Annotated in this window: 12 protein-coding genes; 8 read left to right on the forward strand and 4 right to left on the reverse strand. The window is 70.5% G+C overall.

The features are described 5' to 3' along the window. Nucleotides 1-409 precede the first annotated feature (409 nt). Nucleotides 410-1,939, reverse strand: a complete 1,530-nt coding sequence (locus ABT137_RS44025; RefSeq protein ID WP_351718080.1) for a helix-turn-helix domain-containing protein — start codon at nucleotides 1,937-1,939, stop codon at nucleotides 410-412. 222 nt (nucleotides 1,940-2,161) lie between these two features. Here ABT137_RS44025 and ABT137_RS44030 point away from each other — a divergent pair, with 222 nt between their 5' ends. The 4 genes from ABT137_RS44030 to ABT137_RS44045 all read left to right on the forward strand — a co-directional run bounded on the left by ABT137_RS44030 (nucleotide 2,162) and on the right by ABT137_RS44045 (nucleotide 3,609). Next, entirely contained in the window at nucleotides 2,162-2,365 is a 204-nt protein-coding gene (locus ABT137_RS44030) for a hypothetical protein (protein ID WP_351718082.1), read from the forward strand. A 214-nt stretch (nucleotides 2,366-2,579) separates the two neighbouring features. Then, entirely contained in the window at nucleotides 2,580-2,963 is a 384-nt protein-coding gene (locus ABT137_RS44035; protein ID WP_502984672.1) for a CgnE/CgnB domain-containing protein, read from the forward strand. Next, nucleotides 2,954-3,331, forward strand: a complete 378-nt coding sequence (locus tag ABT137_RS44040; RefSeq protein WP_502984671.1) for a CgnE/CgnB domain-containing protein — start codon at nucleotides 2,954-2,956, stop codon at nucleotides 3,329-3,331. The genes ABT137_RS44035 and ABT137_RS44040 overlap by 10 nt, the downstream gene beginning before the upstream one ends. A 146-nt stretch (nucleotides 3,332-3,477) precedes the next feature. Next, entirely contained in the window at nucleotides 3,478-3,609 is a 132-nt protein-coding gene (locus tag ABT137_RS44045) for a hypothetical protein (RefSeq protein ID WP_351718087.1), read from the forward strand. A gap of 10 nt (nucleotides 3,610-3,619) precedes the next feature. Here ABT137_RS44045 and ABT137_RS44050 read toward each other — a convergent pair whose 3' ends face one another. Continuing rightward, a complete protein-coding gene (locus tag ABT137_RS44050; protein WP_351718088.1) occupies nucleotides 3,620-4,819 on the reverse strand; it encodes a LuxR C-terminal-related transcriptional regulator in 1,200 nt (399 codons plus the stop codon). A gap of 229 nt (nucleotides 4,820-5,048) precedes the next feature. Here ABT137_RS44050 and ABT137_RS44055 point away from each other — a divergent pair, with 229 nt between their 5' ends. The 4 genes from ABT137_RS44055 to acnA all read left to right on the forward strand — a co-directional run bounded on the left by ABT137_RS44055 (nucleotide 5,049) and on the right by acnA (nucleotide 11,774). After that, nucleotides 5,049-6,212, forward strand: a complete 1,164-nt coding sequence (locus tag ABT137_RS44055) for a hypothetical protein (RefSeq protein ID WP_351718090.1) — start codon at nucleotides 5,049-5,051, stop codon at nucleotides 6,210-6,212. Further along, nucleotides 6,209-7,099: a hypothetical protein gene (locus ABT137_RS44060; RefSeq protein WP_351718092.1), complete on the forward strand. Its 891-nt coding sequence runs from the start codon at nucleotides 6,209-6,211 to the stop codon at nucleotides 7,097-7,099. The genes ABT137_RS44055 and ABT137_RS44060 overlap by 4 nt, the downstream gene beginning before the upstream one ends. A 40-nt stretch (nucleotides 7,100-7,139) precedes the next feature. After that, complete coding sequence (locus tag ABT137_RS44065) at nucleotides 7,140-8,846, forward strand: hypothetical protein (RefSeq protein WP_351718094.1); 1,707 nt, start codon at nucleotides 7,140-7,142, stop codon at nucleotides 8,844-8,846. Nucleotides 8,847-9,059: 213 nt separating this feature from the next. Next, entirely contained in the window at nucleotides 9,060-11,774 is a 2,715-nt protein-coding gene (gene acnA / locus ABT137_RS44070) for an aconitate hydratase AcnA (RefSeq protein WP_351718096.1), read from the forward strand. A gap of 72 nt (nucleotides 11,775-11,846) precedes the next feature. Here acnA and ABT137_RS44075 read toward each other — a convergent pair whose 3' ends face one another. Beyond that, a complete protein-coding gene (locus ABT137_RS44075; protein WP_351718098.1) occupies nucleotides 11,847-12,788 on the reverse strand; it encodes a response regulator transcription factor in 942 nt (313 codons plus the stop codon). Nucleotides 12,789-12,905: 117 nt separating this feature from the next. Beyond that, the gene (locus ABT137_RS44080; protein WP_351718100.1) at nucleotides 12,906-16,589 is read right to left on the reverse strand and encodes a S8 family peptidase; all 3,684 of its coding nucleotides are present in this window, start codon (nucleotides 16,587-16,589) and stop codon (nucleotides 12,906-12,908) included. Nucleotides 16,590-16,869 lie beyond the last annotated feature (280 nt).

Below are 16,869 nucleotides of genomic sequence, written 5' to 3' on the forward strand. Positions count from 1 at the left end.
CTGACCGTCCCTGCCTGCCAGGGCGGGCTCTCGAACTGGGCATTGATGGGACTGACAGTCCGGCAGTCCCATCAGGGCAGCCGTTTATACGCAATCCATGCTAAAGCGGATCACTGGAGGCAGCCACCCAGCCGGTTGCGTCCATGGGGATAGTGTGCGGGTTCGGCCTGATCCAGGGGTTTGCTCCGGCGTCTGGCTGATGCCCGAGGCCGACGCCCGCCGCAACGCCGAATACGGGCATGTCAGCGACGGCTCACGAACGGGAGTTGCTTCCCGCGCCTGCTCCTCGAACGCGGTCCCAAAGTCCCTGAAAACTCCCGGAAAAGTCCCGGAGGCGCCGCCACGTCCCCTCCCGTCCCGCGGTCGTGCGGGTCGGCAGGGGCGGGGCGGCGGCCTTTCGCGGGGGGACTCAGATGTCCCGGAAGATCTCGATCTGCGCCCCGACCGAGTTGAGGCGTTCGGCGAGGTCCTCGTAACCGCGGTTGATGACATACACGTTGCGCAGGACGGACGTGCCCTCGGCCGCCATCATGGCCAGCAGGACGACGACGGCGGGGCGCAGGGCCGGCGGGCACATCATCTCGGCGGCGCGCCAGCGGGTCGGGCCCTCCACCAGGACCCGGTGCGGGTCGAGGAGCTGGAGGCGGCCGCCGAGGCGGTTCAGGTCGGTCAGGTAGATGGCGCGGTTGTCGTAGACCCAGTCGTGGATCAGGGTCTTGCCCTGCGCGACCGCCGCGATGGCGGCGAAGAACGGCACGTTGTCGATGTTCAGGCCGGGGAAGGGCATTGGGTGGATCTTGTCGATCGGCGCCTCCAGCTTGGAGGGGCGGACCGTGAGGTCGATCAGGCGGGTACGGCCGTTGTCCGCGCTGTACTCGGGGCTGCGGTCGTGGTCGAGGCCCATCTCCTCCAGGACGGCGAGTTCGATCTCCAGGAACTCGATGGGGACGCGGCGGACCGTCAGCTCCGACTCCGTGACGACCGCGGCGGCCAGCAGGCTCATCGCCTCCACCGGGTCCTCGGAGGGGGAGTAGTCCACGTCCACGTCGATGTTCGGGACGCCGTGCACGGTCAGCGTCGTGGTGCCGATGCCCTCGACCTTGACGCCGAGCGCCTCCAGGAAGAAGCAGAGGTCCTGGACCATGTAGTTGGAGGAGGCGTTGCGGATGACGGTGACGCCGTCGTGCCGGGCGGCGGCCAGCAGCGCGTTCTCGGTCACCGTGTCACCGCGCTCGGTCAGGACGATCGGGCGGCCGGGGCGGATCGCGCGGTCGACCTGCGCGTGGTACTGCCCCTCGGTCGCCGCGATGTCCAGGCCGAACCGGCGCAGCGCGATCATGTGCGGCTCGATGGTCCGCGTGCCCAGGTCGCAGCCGCCGGCGTACGGCAGCTTGAACTGGTCCATGCGGTGCAGCAGCGGGCCGAAGAACATGATGATCGAGCGGGTGCGTACGGCGGCCTCGGCGTCGATCGACGCCATGTCGAGGTCGGCGGGCGGCACCAGCTCCAGGTCGACGCCGTCGTTGATCCAGCGGGTGCGCACGCCGATGGAGTTGAGCACCTCCAGCAGGCGGTACACCTCCTCGATCCGGGCCACCCGGCGCAGGACCGTCCGCCCCTTGTTGAGCAGCGAGGCGCACAGCAGGGCCACGCACGCGTTCTTGCTGGTCTTCACGTCGATGGCGCCGGACAGCCGGCGGCCGCCGACCACTCGCAGATGCATCGGGCCCGCGTAGCCCAGTGAGACGATCTCGCTGTCCAGGGCCTCACCGATTCGAGCGATCATCTCAAGGCTGATGTTTTGGTTGCCGCGCTCGATGCGGTTGACAGCGCTCTGACTGGTGCCGAGCGCCTCCGCGAGCTGAGTCTGTGTCCAGCCGCGGTGTTGCCGGGCGTCACGGATGAGCTTGCCGATGCGTACGAGGTAGTCGTCTGCCATGAGGCCGAGGTTATCTCAGATATGAGATGGCGCCCGTCGGGGGGTCCGTTCGGGTGATGCCACGTCAACGAGCCCCGGCGTTCGGCCCGTCGACCATTGTTCCGAACCGCCCAAGGGTGGCGTGAAGGCGTGTCAAGACGGCTCCCGACGTTTGGCCGGGAATTCCGCCGGCCGTTGTCCGGGTGCCTTTCCTCCGTACGCTGGAGTGGTGCCCGTTGCTCAGTGCCGGTACGTGTCATCAGGCTCAAGTCGGAGGTATGCGAAATTCCCCAGGAAGCCATTGAGGCCGCCCTGTTCGTCGGAACTCTGGAAGCCCCGGAGATCACCCCGCTCGGCTCCCTCGACGCCGATCGGGGAACGACCGTCATGACGCCCGAGGGTGAGAACCCCAAGCCGTTCCTCGTGATCATCCACAGCGGAATCTGATTCACGGTCCGTTGTGCCGAAAGCCGTCGCCGCTGCTCTGCTCGAAGGCGCGCCGGCGGCGGTGCCCGGAATTCCCGCACTCTCACCGCACACAGTGGGGGCCGCATATGTCTCGAAGGATTTGGGTGGCGGAAGGCGTGGCGAGCGACGGTGACATGTAGGGCGCGCCCTGAGGATTCCGATTCCGGCCGGCGAGCCCGGTCTCGCGGGCTGGCTGACGACACACGGGGTGCCGGCGTCGACGTTCGACGAGGTGCCGGACGGCCGCGAACCGGCGCCGTCACGAGCGGTCGCGGTACCGCTGGACCACGGCCGGCTGCCGTCCCGGCGGGCCCTGCGCGACCTCTTTTTCCGGTCCAATGTGCTGGGGATTCCACTGGCCTCCTTCTCCGTCGATCCACAGGTCACCGGATGCGGTCTTGAAAGGTTCGCCGAGATCGACATCCCGGGCTGTATCGCGGCGAACCGCCGGATCATCTCCCAACTTCTCCTGGACAAGCACTCCACCATCGGAAACTATTTCGAGATGGCCATATCGCCGACCGATCTGGCCGGCCGCGTCGACACCGACCTCACTTTTTCCGGACGTTGCGGATAGGTTCCCTGCTCGTCGCCGAAAACCGCGAATTGACGGGCGCCCGCGCCGGTCGATTCAGGGGCGCCGCCGAAATGGCGGAGGAGATGCGGAAATCCTGTCCGCTGTCCGTGGAGATCGAGGACGACCGGTTCGTCGGCGGCTTCGGCCCCTTTGCCGGCGGCATCCGTGCGACGAGCGGGCCGGAGTACCGGGGCGCGGTCACCGAGGTCGCCATCAGCACCGGTGTGCTGTCCGCCGGCCGGGTGGACCGGGGCCTGAACTGCCTGGTCAACGAGGGTGCCGCGGGCGTCCGTCCGGGGGTGGGCAACGGCCTGACCGGTACGCACTTCGACTTCATCTGGCGAAAGGCCCGACTTGACACGCTCTGACCCGGTTTCCGACACGCCGACGATCCGCCTTCCGGGTTCCCCGCACCTCCGACCGGAGCCGGACGGCGGCGCACAGGTGATCGACGACACCACCTTCACCGCTGCCCGCGTCAACCGGGCGGCCCGCATCCTCCTGGAGGCGCTGCGTGAACCGCGCACCGAACACGACCTGGTGCCCCCTCGCCACCGCCGCCGACTGCTCCCCGGAGGAGGCCGCCGCCCCGGTCGCCCGCCTCCTGGCCGACCTCACCGCCTACGGCTCGATCGAGAGCCCCTGAGACGAACCCCTCAGCCCGGCCCGGAGGCCTCATTCCCGGCGGCGCGGCCCCGTGGACGTCTCCTGCCGTCCGTGGTCAGCGGAGGCTGGACGAGGCCGGGCAGATAGTGGTGGAAGAAGACCTCTTCCATGAGTTCGCGGCGGCTGTGCACGTCCGCCTTGCGGAAGATCTTCTTGAGATGGTCCTGGACGGTGTCCTCGGTGATCGCCAACTCGTCCACGATCTCGGTGGTGGACCGGCCCACGAGCACCCGCTGGGCGATCTGGCGTTCGCGCGCCGACAGACCGTACGCGTCGAGCACGATCGCGGCGAGTTCGCCGGGCTGGCTGAGACCGACCGAGACGTACGTGTGCCCGGCCCCGGTGTCCTCCCCGGTCCCTTCACCGCCACCCGGGGCCGACATGTGCGTGGCGTGCAGGGTGACCCAGTGGCCGCTGTGGGTCCGTACCCGGGAGCGGGTCGAGTGGACCGGGGCCGGTGACTCCCCGGTGCTCTCGGGCGCGGTGGTGCGGACCCTGGCCGCCACGGCCTGCAGGGCGAGCGGACCCGTCTCCTCGTCGGCCGGACGGCTCTCCTGGATCTGGCCGAGCCAGTGCCGCGCCGTCGGCGTGGCCTGCTGGATCCGGCCGCTTCGGTCGAGGATGACGAGGCCCGGCGCGTCCGGGGTGTCGCCCAGGTCCGTGCCGCCCAGCAGGAACGCCTGGCGCAGCGCCCGCCCCGCCGGGGTGCTGAGCCGGGCGGCGAGCGCCACGTCGGCGGGCGAGAACGGCGTTGCGCCCCGGGCCCGGCAGAGCACCAGCAGGCCCCAGCAGTGCCCCCGGTCCCGCAGTGCCACGCGCAGTTCGTCGGCGAGGCCCTCGGGGTGCAGGATGTCCCGGTAGTAGACGCTGTCCTCCAGCCGCCGGCCCGTGGACACGCTCAGCAGACTGGCCGGCTCGGTACGGCGGGACAGCGCCCGGATGTTGTCGACGCCCGCCTGCTCGGCATGTTCGATCTCGAAGAGCCGGGGCATCACGCGCTCGGGAAACCCCTGTTCGTGGCGGCCGCCCGTGTCCAGCAGCGTCGCCGGATCGAGCAGCACCCCGCACCACACGTCCGCCGGCACCTGCCGGAGCAGACACCGGGCGGCGGCGCCCAGCACCTCCAGGGCGGCGCCGGAGGCGGGCGCGGTGGCGAGCAGCCGGCGGGAGCGGCGCTCGAAGGCGTCCACCAGGTCGCCGGAACGGGCACGTAACGAACCGGAACGGCCCGCGGCGGGCTCTGACGAGGGCTCAGAAGCAGGTCGAGGCATATCCGCAACTGTAGGGATATCCCAGATGGTTGGGATGGGTTCCGGACGATCCGCCGCTTACGGTCGCCGTACCGCTCCGCACGGGGGGTGTGTCGCGGGGGCCACGCGCCCCCGCGACGCTGTTCCGCGTCACCGAACGAGGCACTGCATGGACACGATTCCTGTCACCGTGCTCGGGCCGTCCGGCTCGGGCAAGACCCTCTACCTGGCCAGCCTGTTCCGCCGGCTGGCCATCCAGCGGTCGGACACGGGGTTCTTCGTGAACGTCCCCGGCGCCGACAAGATCAGACTGAACAACATCTTCCGCGAGGTGACCTCCGGAGCTCCCGACGAGTGGCCCGACCCCAACATGCAGGCGAACACCACGGAATGGACGTTCACGTGTTCGCTCCGTACCGAGGAGGGCGAGGTCTTCAGCCCGTTCGCCCTCTCCTACCTCGACTATTCGGGCGCGTTCATGCAGATCGCGGACGCCTGGGAGAGCGAGGCGGGCCAGGCGGTCTGGGACCGGGTCAGGGCCTCCAAGTTCCTGCTGCTCCTGCTGGACGGCGAGAAGGTGCTCCGCCAGCTCGACGGCGAGCCGGGTCTCACCGACGAACTCATCGCGATCTTCAACGAGATCCAGCAGAGCGACGCCGCGGTGCACGTGGTGGTCACCAAGTGGGATCTGCTGCAGGCGGCCGGTCACACGCTGCGCAGCGTGCTCGACGGTCTGCTGGAGCATCCGGACTTCGCCGACTTCTACCTCGACCGCCTCAACCGGAAGTCGGTGGGGACCTTCCGGTTCATTCCGGTGAGCGCGCTCGGCCAGGGGTACGCGGTCCTGGACCCCGCGTCCCGGACCATGGTCAAGCAGGTCAAGCCCGGCACGTATCCGCGGCCGTACAACGTGGAGATACCGTTCATGGCCGTCCTGGTGGACCTGGTCCGCGACGAGCTGCGGGCCTCGGCGCACCGGGCCGAGACCGTGGGTCCGCTCCTTGAGCAGCACAGGCAGCGGCTCGCACGGATGGACGGGTGGGACAGCAAACTGTCCCTGCTACGCACTGTCCTGGGCGCCCGGCCCGCCCGCTCGCCCCTGCTGCGGACGATCCAGCAGGACGTCCTCGGAGCCGCGGAGGAGTACGGGAGGACCCGGATCACCGAGCGCAGGCAGCAGGTCGAGCGGGAGATCGCCCAGGTCCGCGGGCAGATGCTCCAGGCGCGTTCGGAGGACGAGGCGCTGGCGCGCATGGCCGAGGTGTTCGACGCGGTACTGGCCGAGTTCGAGGCCGTGCACCCGGGATCGCTCGTGCTGAAGGAGGCCTCATGACCTACGGAACGGACGGGCCGCCGGCCGGTTCGGACCGGCCGGACGCCTGGCCCTTCGTCATCACCCGTACCGCCAGCCACGACTTCCAGGTGGTGGTCGCCCCCAGGTTCCTCGCCGAGACCCGGACGCACGGGCTCCTCGCGAGCGTGGCGGGCGGCGAAGTCTCCGACGACAGCGCCTACTTGCGCGAGTACCGGGACCGGAACGGGCACTCCCTGTGGCTGCTGTACCGCGTGGTCTACCTGACGGGAGCCGACGTCGGCCAGGACGTCGAGTACGTCCGCAACCGCTCGCGCCGGACGCCCCTGATGGAAGGCGTCGTCCGCCGGGACAGGCCGCGGACCGACGAGGCCACGCGGGAACTCTTCCACCTCGTGCACGGCCTGTGCGCGGACGTCGTCAGGGACTTCTACGACGCCGACTCCGACACCTTCGGGGTGCGCCCCGCCGACGCGATCGAGGTGCCGGCGGCCGGAGCGCCGCTGCGCTGCGTCACCCAGGACACCTACCACTCGCAGAGGAGTATCCAGGCGGCCCTTTCGGGCCGCCCCCGACCGTCGGCCGAGCGGCGCGTACCGGTCGGACCGGGCGGCGGGCCCGCGGTCGTTCCCGTACCGGAGAACCGCGGCGGGGCTCCTGCGGCTGGCGGGTACCACGCTGGACCGGGCCGGCCGGGGAGCCCTGACCCTGGGGGCCAGGGCCCACTCGGCCGCGGCGGCCCTCGAAGCCCGGGAGGCGCCGGAGGACCCGCAGATGTGGACGACGGGCGGGCCGAGCCGGTCGGCGGACGGCCCGCCGACCGGACGTGGGGCATCGTCGGCGCGCTGACGGTCACCGTGCTGATCCTGTCCGTGGCCCTGCTGGTGGTGCTGCTGAGCTCGGTCTGACGCGGACCGGGCAGCAGCCGTGGGACGGAGGCGACAGGGGGTGGACGCACGAGATTCCGGCGAGAGGGACGGAAGCGGGGCGTCGTCCGAGACAGTCCTCCTTGAGCACTGCCGTACGGCGGCGTCGGCGCGCCATCTGCTCGCGCTCGTGCCGGGCCTGCCCGGCCTGCTCCGGCCCTCCGTCGCGGACCGGCTGCAGGCCAGGGCGGAGCGGCTCGACGCGGCCGGCCGGCCGCGGGAGGCCCACGAGGCGTTCGTCCGTGCGGCGGTGCTCCGGCTGGCGGCCCGCGTGGGCCCGGAGCGCGCCGCGGCCGCGCTCGAAGCGATCGCCTCGATCCTCGCCGAGGAGGAAGGCCGCCGCCGGGAGACGGCCCTGGGACGGCTCCGCGGGCTGCCTCCCGCGGAGAGCCAGGCGCTCTGGCAGGCCTTCCTCGCCCTCCTCCGCCACGGGGTGCGGACCGACCTGAACGGGGTCGGGCCACGCGGGGAGCCGGGGGAGCCGGCAGGGGCGCGGGACGCGGCCGGGGAACCGCAGGGGAGTTCCCCGGCCGTACGGCCTCGGCCAACGGAGGGTCGGCTGCCGGCGGGCCCGCTACCGGCAGGCCCGCCACCAGTGGGCTCCGCCGCACCCCCGACCACCGTCGACGCCCACTGGCGGGCGCTCGCCGCCGGGCACCGGCGTCTGCTCGTGCTCGATCCGGTGGCGCGTCCCGCCGAGTGGGAGTCCGTCGTCGACGGCCTGTGCACCACGGTGGCCGCACTCACCGCACTTCCCGGACCGCCACCGCGCCGCGGCACGGCTCCCGTGGGCGATCCCGAAGTGGAGCTGGACGAACGGCATCCCAGTACCGGACCGCTGCGCGAGAGCATCGCTCTGCTGACCTGGGCCGACCGTACGCGGGACGCCGAACTGGCCGAAGCGGCATTGTCCTTCCTCACCGCGGTGGCTCAGGCGGCGCACGACGCCTCCGCCGAGCAGCGGGCCTACGCCAACTGGCGCATAGGCCTCGCCCACGGCCTGCTCGGCGAGGTGCACCCCGGTCACGCGGAACGGGACTCCGTCGAGGCGGCGCTGACCGCGTACGGCGACGCGCTCGCGACCGGATGCGGCGGAGCGGTCCGGGCCGCCGTCCTCACCTCGCAGGCCGCCACGCTGGTCCGGCGGACGACCGGCGAGCGCCAGGAGAACCTGGACCGCGCGCTGCGCGCCGCGCAGGAGGCCGTACTCCTCTGGGACCGGCTCGCGCTCCCGGCACAGCGGGCCGGGGCCCTGCTCGGTGCCGCGGCCGTGCACCTGGCGTTGCCTCCGGGTGCTCCGGGTGCTCCGGGTGCTCCGGGCGAGCACGTGGCGGCCGCGTGCGAGGCGCTCGGCCGGGCCGTGGCCCTGCCGCCCACACCCGTGGGATGCGGCCCGGCCGCGTGGTCGCTCGCCGACTGGATCACCGCCGTCGACGAACTCGGCGCCGCCCTCGTGCGCCGCGGTGCCGCCGTCCCCGCCCGGGACGCCGACCGCGCCCTCGGTCTGCTGCGGGTGGCGCTCGCGGCGCGTCCCGCCGCGTCTGCCCCGGCCGCACGCGCCGTCACGCTGCGCCGCCTCGGGCTCGCGGCCTCGGTCCGCCGGCTCCGGGCGGCCGACGACACGGAGCGGAACGCGCTCCTGGCGCAGGAGATCCGGTGGCTTCGGGAGGCGACGGCACTAGACGGCCGGCCCGGCCGACCAGGGCAGCCGTGGGCCCGCGGCGGGTGAAGGCGGCGCGGCGGCGCACAACACAGCGGGTCCGGGCATGACCAACCCGCGCCCGTGTACTAGAGTTATCTCGACATCGAGATATCTGCCTAGGCGCACCGTAGCCGCCACCCTGGTAAGGCATGCCTAACTTAGCCTGACCTTACTGGATCGGCCAAGTCGGCGTGGCGGCACGATGACGGTGGTACGCGCACATCAATGAAGGAGACTGTCGTGTCGGCGAACAGCTTCGACGCCCGCAGCACGCTGCAGGTGGGCGACGAGTCGTACGAGATCTTCCGGCTGGACAAGGTGGAAGGCTCGGCTCGCCTTCCGTACAGCCTGAAGGTGCTGCTGGAGAACCTGCTCCGCACGGAGGACGGCGCGAACATCACCGCCGACCACATCCGCGCCGTCGGCGGGTGGGACTCGCAGGCCCAGCCCAGCCAGGAGATCCAGTTCACGCCGGCCCGCGTGATCATGCAGGACTTCACCGGCGTTCCCTGTGTCGTGGACCTCGCCACCATGCGTGAGGCCGTCAAGGAGCTCGGCGGCGACCCGGCGAAGATCAACCCGCTGGCCCCGGCCGAGCTGGTCATCGACCACTCCGTCATCGCCGACAAGTTCGGCACCAACGACGCCTTCAAGCAGAACGTCGAGCTGGAGTACGGCCGCAACAAGGAGCGCTACCAGTTCCTGCGCTGGGGCCAGACCGCCTTCGACGAGTTCAAGGTCGTACCCCCGGGCACCGGCATCGTCCACCAGGTGAACATCGAGCACCTGGCCCGCACCGTGATGGTGCGCAACGGGCAGGCCTACCCCGACACCCTCGTCGGCACCGACTCGCACACCACCATGGTCAACGGCCTCGGCGTCCTCGGCTGGGGCGTCGGCGGCATCGAGGCCGAGGCCGCCATGCTCGGCCAGCCGGTCTCCATGCTCATCCCGCGCGTCGTCGGCTTCAAGCTGACCGGTGAGCTGAAGCCGGGCACGACCGCCACGGACCTCGTCCTCACCATCACCGAGATGCTGCGCAAGCACGGCGTCGTCGGCAAGTTCGTCGAGTTCTACGGCGAGGGCGTGGCCGCCACCTCCCTCGCCAACCGCGCCACCATCGGCAACATGTCGCCGGAGTTCGGCTCCACCGCCGCGATCTTCCCGATCGACGACGAGACCCTGAACTACCTGCGCCTGACCGGCCGTGACGCCCAGCAGGTCGCGCTCGTCGAGGCGTACGCCAAGGAGCAGGGCCTCTGGCTGGACCCGAAGGCCGAGCCCGACTTCTCCGAGAAGCTGGAGCTGGACCTCGCCACGGTCGTCCCCTCCATCGCCGGCCCGAAGCGCCCGCAGGACCGTATCGTCCTCGCGAACGCCGCCGAGCAGTTCAAGAGCGACGTCCGCAACTACGTCGCCGACGACGACGAGGCGGGCAAGGAGTCCTTCCCCGCCTCCGACTCCCCGGCCACCGCCAACGGCGTGCCGACCAACCCGGTCACCGTCACCGCCCCCGACGGCACCTCGTACGAGATCGACCACGGCGCGGTCACCGTCGCGGCCATCACCTCGTGCACCAACACCTCGAACCCGTACGTCATGGTCGCCGCCGCCCTGGTGGCCAAGAAGGCGGTCGAGAAGGGCCTGACCCGCAAGCCCTGGGTCAAGACCACCCTCGCCCCGGGTTCCAAGGTCGTCACCGACTACTTCGAGAAGGCGGGCCTGACCCCGTACCTCGACAAGGTCGGCTTCAACCTGGTCGGTTACGGCTGCACCACCTGCATCGGCAACTCCGGCCCGCTGCCGGAGGAGGTCTCCAAGGCGGTCAACGACCACGACCTCGCGGTCACCTCGGTCCTTTCCGGCAACCGGAACTTCGAGGGCCGGATCAACCCCGACGTCAAGATGAACTACCTGGCCTCCCCGCCGCTGGTCGTCGCGTACGCGCTCGCGGGCTCCATGAAGGTGGACATCACCAAGGACGCCCTCGGCACCGACCAGGACGGCAAGCCGGTCTACCTGGCCGACATCTGGCCGACCGAGGCCGAGGTCAACGAGGTCGTCGCCAACGCGATCGGCGAGGACATGTTCAACAAGTCCTACGCCGACGTCTTCGCCGGTGACGCCCAGTGGCAGTCGCTGCCGATCCCGACCGGCAACACCTTCGACTGGGACCCGCAGTCGACCTACGTCCGCAAGCCCCCGTACTTCGAGGGCATGCAGCACGAGCCGTCGCCGGTCACCGACATCGCCGGCGCCCGCGTCCTCGCCAAGCTCGGCGACTCGGTCACCACCGACCACATCTCGCCCGCCGGCGCCATCAAGGCCGACACCCCGGCCGGCAAGTACCTCACCGAGCACGGTGTGGAGCGTCGTGACTTCAACTCCTACGGCTCCCGCCGAGGCAACCACGAGGTCATGATCCGCGGCACGTTCGCCAACATCCGCCTGCGCAACCAGATCGCGCCGGGCACCGAGGGCGGCTACACCCGCGACTTCACCCAGGCCGACGCGCCGGTGGCGTTCATCTACGACGCCTCCCGCAACTACATCGAGCAGGGCATCCCGCTGGTCGTCCTGGCCGGCAAGGAGTACGGCTCCGGCTCGTCCCGCGACTGGGCCGCCAAGGGCACCGCGCTGCTCGGCGTCAAGGCCGTCATCGCCGAGTCGTACGAGCGCATCCACCGCTCGAACCTGATCGGCATGGGCGTGCTGCCGCTCCAGTTCCCGGAGGGCGCCACCGCCGAGTCCCTCGGCCTGACCGGCGAGGAGACCTTCTCCTTCACCGGTGTCGAGGAGCTCAACAACGGCACCACCCCGCGCACGGTCAAGGTCATCACCGACACGGGCGTCGAGTTCGACGCGGTCGTCCGGATCGACACCCCCGGTGAGGCCGACTACTACCGCAACGGCGGCATCATGCAGTACGTGCTGCGCAGCCTGATCCGCAAGTAGCCGATCCGGTACGGCAGTCGGGGCCGCGCTCCTGGTGGAGGGAGCGCGGCCCCGCACTGTTCCGCCACTCCGCTACAGCCAGCCGCGCTGAGCGGCCCGCAGCCCGAGCTGGAAACGGCTCGCAGCCCCGAGCCGTTCCTGCAGGTCGCTCACCCGCCGCCGCAGCGTTCGCAGACTCACCCCCAGATGACGGGCCACCGCCTCGTCCTTCATCCCGGCCGCCAGCAGCCGTGTCAACGTCTGCTCGTCCTCGGAGAGTTCGCCGTTCCCTTCGGGCCGGCCGAGCGGAGTCGCCTGCTGCCAGGCCAGCTCGAAGAGCTTCTGCAGCGCCTCGGTGACCGCCGAGTGCCATACGACGACGGCGCAGTAGCCGCCCGCCGCGGACGAGGTCAGCGGGAGCATCGCCCGGCGTCCGTCGACCACCAGCAGCTTGAGCGGCACGGACGGCAACACCCTTGCCTGCTCGCCGAGTTCGACCATCTTCCAGGCGCGGGACAGCGTGTTCGGATCCTCCAGGCCGCTCGCCGCGTAGACGCCGCGTGAGACGATCCCGCGCTTGAGCAGATCGGCCTGGAGGTCCACCTGCGGTGCGGGCGGGGCGAGGTACGGCGGAGTGTCGAAAAGGCACACCTCGTGCTCGGCGCGGGCGTACATCTCCTCCAGACGGGCCGCGATCGCACCCTCGCCGGAGGCGACCTCGATCAGCCGGGTCGGCTCCTCGCGCAGCAGTCCGGCCTCGTACGCCGTGGCCATCTCCTCGGCGGTGGCGGCGAGCAGTTCGGACTCCGTCTCGCGCCGCCGGATCAGTGCACGGATCGCCACCCGCGGGTCGACAGCTCGTAACCCGCCCATGGAGTCCGGCGGTTGGAGCAGACCAAGGGTGAGCAGCCGGTTGCAGGCCTCGCGCAGCTGGGCCGGGGTCGCCCTGGTCATCAGCGCCCAGCCGGCCGCGCCGGCGTCGGGCTGATGCAGAATCGACCGGTACACCATCTCCTCGAAGGCGGAGACCCCCACCGCGGCCCAGGGGCTCGCGGCAGGGGTCTGTCTTGCAGGATCTTGTGCCGTGTTCACCATGGCTCGCCACGGTAGAGGTGCTTTGTTAAGAATCCTTACAGTGGCTCGGGCCGTCGTTCACTTCAGGCCGAAGGCCCGCAGCACGGTCTGGTCGATCCGGTTGCCGTCGCGGTCGGTGGCCAGCACCCGCAGTGACACCGTCTCGGCACCCTTCGCGGGCTTGAACCGCACCTTGCCGCCCTTGACTTCCTCTTCCTTCCATGAGGTGCCGTCGTCGTAGGAGACCCAGGCCTTCAGACTGCTCGCCTTCACACTCCCCAGCTGGTTCGCGACCGGCAGCCGGACCTCCACCTCACGCCCGCTGTCGGCCCGATTGAGGAGGTCGAGACGCTTCGGGGCGATACCGACCGTGAGCAGCGGCAGCGCCGTCTTCGTATCGGTGTGCGCCGAGGAGAAGGTCCACTCGGTGTGCGTGCTCGTCGAGTACCTGGCCCACTCCGCCCGGCGCTGCACGTCCAGTTCGAAGCGGTACGCGGCCCGGTCCGCCGCCACGTCGAAGGTGCCGTACCCGCCGAGCGTCGAGTCGCCGACCAGCTGCCCGTCCGCGTAGAGCTTGCCCTTCGCGGTGTTGTCGGTGCCGTCGACGACTCCGTAGTGGCCCGGTGTGGAGTCGGTCAATTCCGGGACCCGGAGGGTGAGTTTGTCTCCGTCGCGCACGGAGAGCCCGTACTCCTCGCTGCTTCCCGGCCGGACGACCTGGCGCAGCCAGTCCTCGGCGGGCTCGGTTCCCGGCTCGGTGAAGGTGTGCAGCGGGCTCCACTCGCCCTTGAGCGTGTCCCACTTCGGATAGACGACGTGCCAGGTACGGGTGTCCGGGTCGACGTAGTAGTACTCGTCGCGCTCCGTGCCCAACTGCGTGGGCACACTCGTCTCGACGCCGAAGAGCTGCCAGGGGCGGAAGGTGTACAGGGTGTCCGCGCCCATCTCGCCGGCCGTGGCCCCGTAGTAACGGGCTTTCCGCTGCACCGTGTCGGACTTGTCCAGGGTGTAGGTCTGGTCCGCGGTGATGGCGCCGCTCTGCGCGGCGAGCAGGTTGTAGACGTACGGGCTGACCGGCGTACCGCTCAGCTTCAGGGTGACCTTCTTGCCGGTCTTCAGCAGGCCGGCCAGCTCGGCGCCCTCCTCGCCGGTGGCGATCATCAGCGGGACGCTGGTCGCGCGGTCCACGGCCTCGATCCAGAATCCGGGTGTCTTGCGGTACGCGATGAGGTAACCCGCCCCGGCCTTGGTCGCGTTGTCCAGGGCCGTCTGTGCCCGCTCCGTGGCGCCGAGCCCGACGACCGCCACCTTGCCCTTGACGTCGAGCCCCGCGAAGTCGGCCTCGGTACCGCCGCCCGCGTCCACCGCCTGGACCTTGTGATCACCGCTGATCTTCAACGGGAAGTCGTTGTACGTCTGCGAGTAGTAGAGCGAGGACAGCGCGGTCTTCTCCGGGCTGGTGACGCTCGCCGTCAGCTCCTTCGCGTACAGGCGGAACTTGGCGTAGAAGTCCAGGGTGCCCACGGTGACCTGCTGGGTCGGCGCCACATAGACGTGCGTGGTCCAGAAGCCCTGGCTGTAGGTGAGCCCCCAGGCGCTGCCCGGCCCCGCGCGGTGCCAGCTGGTGCTGAAGCCCCGGAACTCGGAGTCCTGCTTGGTCTTCGGTTTGATCTCCACCGCCTTGCGGGCGTCGAGGACGACCGCGGTGTCCCCGTCGACCTTGATCTCGGGGTTGCCGACGACCGAGGTGCCGACGGCCAGGCCGCCCGCGTCCCGGTCCGGGATCCAGGTCGCGATGGAGTAGGTGCCGGCCGGTACCTGCCAGGTCCAGCCGGTGCCGATGAAGCCGTACTCGTCGGGGTAGGCGCCGTTCAGCTCCTGGAGCGTGTAGATCGACGCTCCGGTGGACGGGTTCCCCTCGCGGTCCACGAGGGAGACCTTGAGGTTGTACGTCTTCGGCGCCTTCTCGAAGCCGACGCCCGTGGTGACCTGGATGCCGTCGGCGGTCGCCGTGACATGGCCCGAGTACCGGCCCTGGGCTTCCTGCGCGGGGTCGACGCCGACCGGAACCGAGGCGGTGCCGTGCGCGGGCACGGTCAGGGTGTCCGCGCCCAGAGTGAGGTCGGCGAGCGACGACGAGAGTTTCAACTCCACCGCACTGTCAGTGGTGTTGGTGTACGTGATGTCCTTGCTGACGACCTCGGTGTCACCGTCCTCGAACCTGCCGAAGCTCAGTGTCGGGGTCGCGAAGACGTCCTGCTCGACGGCCCGTACCGCGTCGACGCGGCCGTCGCCCTGCTCGAACACGGAGTCGTCGGGATTCGTCTTCGCGGTACTGGCGAGGGCCTCCTTGATCTGCTCGCCCGTCCAGTCCGGATGCGCCTCGGCGACCAGCGCCGCCGTGCCCGCGACATGCGGGGTGGCCATCGACGTACCGCTCGCCGTTGTGTAGTAGTCGTTGACCGGCGTACCACCAGGCATGCTGGTGCCCGCGGCGCGGGCCGCCGTGATGTTCACGCCCGGCGCGGTGATCTCCGGCTTGACCGCGTAGTCGCCGATGCGCGGACCCCGGCTGGAGAACGAGGCCAGCTTGTCCGACTTGTCGACCGCGCCCACCGTCAGCGCGGAGTCGGCGATGCCCGGGGTGCCCACGGTCTGCTCGCCCGGCCCCGCATTGCCCGCCGCGATCACGAAGAGGGTGCCGGTGTCCGCGGACAGCTCGTCGACGGTCTGGCTGAGCACGTCCGAGGGGCCGTACGCCGTACCGCCCAAGGACATCGAGACGATCTTCGCGCCGGAGTGCGCCGCCCACTCCATGCCCGCGATGATCCAGGAGGACTGGCCACTGCCCGTGTTGTCCAGCACCTTGCCGACCAGCAGCTGGGCGCCCGGCGCGACCCCCTTGTACCGGCCGCCCGAGGCCGCACCCGAGCCGACGATCGTGGACGCCACATGGGTGCCGTGACCGAAGCCGTCCTGCACGGTCTCGTCCGGTACGAAGCTCTCCGAGCCGGCGATCTTCCCGGCCAGGTCCGGGTGCCCGAGGTCCACGCCGGTGTCCAGGACCGCGACCTTGACGCCCGTGCCGTCGTAGCCCGCCTGCCACACCTCGGGCGCGCCGATCTGCGGCACGCTCACGTCGAGGGACGCCTTCACCCTGGCATCCAGCCAGATCTTGTCGATGCCGTCACCGAGCTGCCTCGCGGCCTTCGCGGTCGGCGCGGTGCCCAGCGGCGGGGCGATGTCCGACCAGAACGCGGTCGACTTCCGCGCGCTGAGCGCCGCGCCGTCGATCCCGGGCAGTGCCAGCGTCCGGCGTGCGCCCTCGGGGGTCTCGGCGCCCTTGCCGTACGTCGCGATGACCGGCGTGCTGCCGGTCTTCGCGTCCGTGTACCCCTGTTCGACCAGCTGGGAGACGTTGAACAGAGCAGGGTCGAGACGGCCCGCCTTGATCAGCGGGATGGCGTCCGCCGGCAGGACGCTGATCTCGCCGTCCTTCTCGCTCGACAGGAAGGTGGCGGCCTCACGGCCCTTGCCGCGCCGGACGTCGACGGCGTTCTTGCCGTCCGGTCCGACGGTGAGGGTCACGGTGTCGCCGGTGATGAGGGTGACGGTCTGCGGTGGGGCGGTGGTGCTCGGACCCGTGAGGGATGTGACGGGTGTGGTGACCGGGGACCCCGGAGCGGCTGTCGCGGGCGTGACAGCCCCCGCGAGCAGTCCGGCCGCTCCTGCCACGGCCCACAGGGCGTGGAGTCTTCGCATGGGTGGACGTCCTCCCCTGAACGTGGAAACGCTTCCGCCCGGTAAGCGGAAGCCAGAGATCAGAGTGGGCGCCGGGTCGGCGGCGGCTCAAGGGAACACGGTGGCCGGAGCGTGCCAATGCCCGCTTCGGTCAAGAGAGTTGGCGCAAACGCCCCGCCTGGCGGACCCGGCCGCGGCCGGTCGCCCCCGGTCCTCGCGTCCGCATTCCGGCCCCCGCGCCCGTCCTGTCCCACGGCTTCGGCTCAGCGGGAACACAGCATTCCCCCAGGAGACCGGCACA

It is taken from the genome of Streptomyces sp. NPDC001980 (assembly GCF_040296885.1).
Taxonomy (GTDB): Bacteria; Actinomycetota; Actinomycetes; order Streptomycetales; family Streptomycetaceae; genus Streptomyces.

Coding starts and splice junctions, on each gene's coding strand:
- ABT137_RS44055 (WP_351718090.1), top strand. CDS start 5,049: ATGGACACGATTCCTGTCACCGTGCTCGGGCCGTCCGGCTCGGGCAAG.
- ABT137_RS44060 (WP_351718092.1), top strand. CDS start 6,209: ATGACCTACGGAACGGACGGGCCGCCGGCCGGTTCGGACCGGCCGGAC.
- ABT137_RS44080 (WP_351718100.1), bottom strand. CDS start 16,589: ATGCGAAGACTCCACGCCCTGTGGGCCGTGGCAGGAGCGGCCGGACTG.
- ABT137_RS44025 (WP_351718080.1), bottom strand. CDS start 1,939: ATGGCAGACGACTACCTCGTACGCATCGGCAAGCTCATCCGTGACGCC.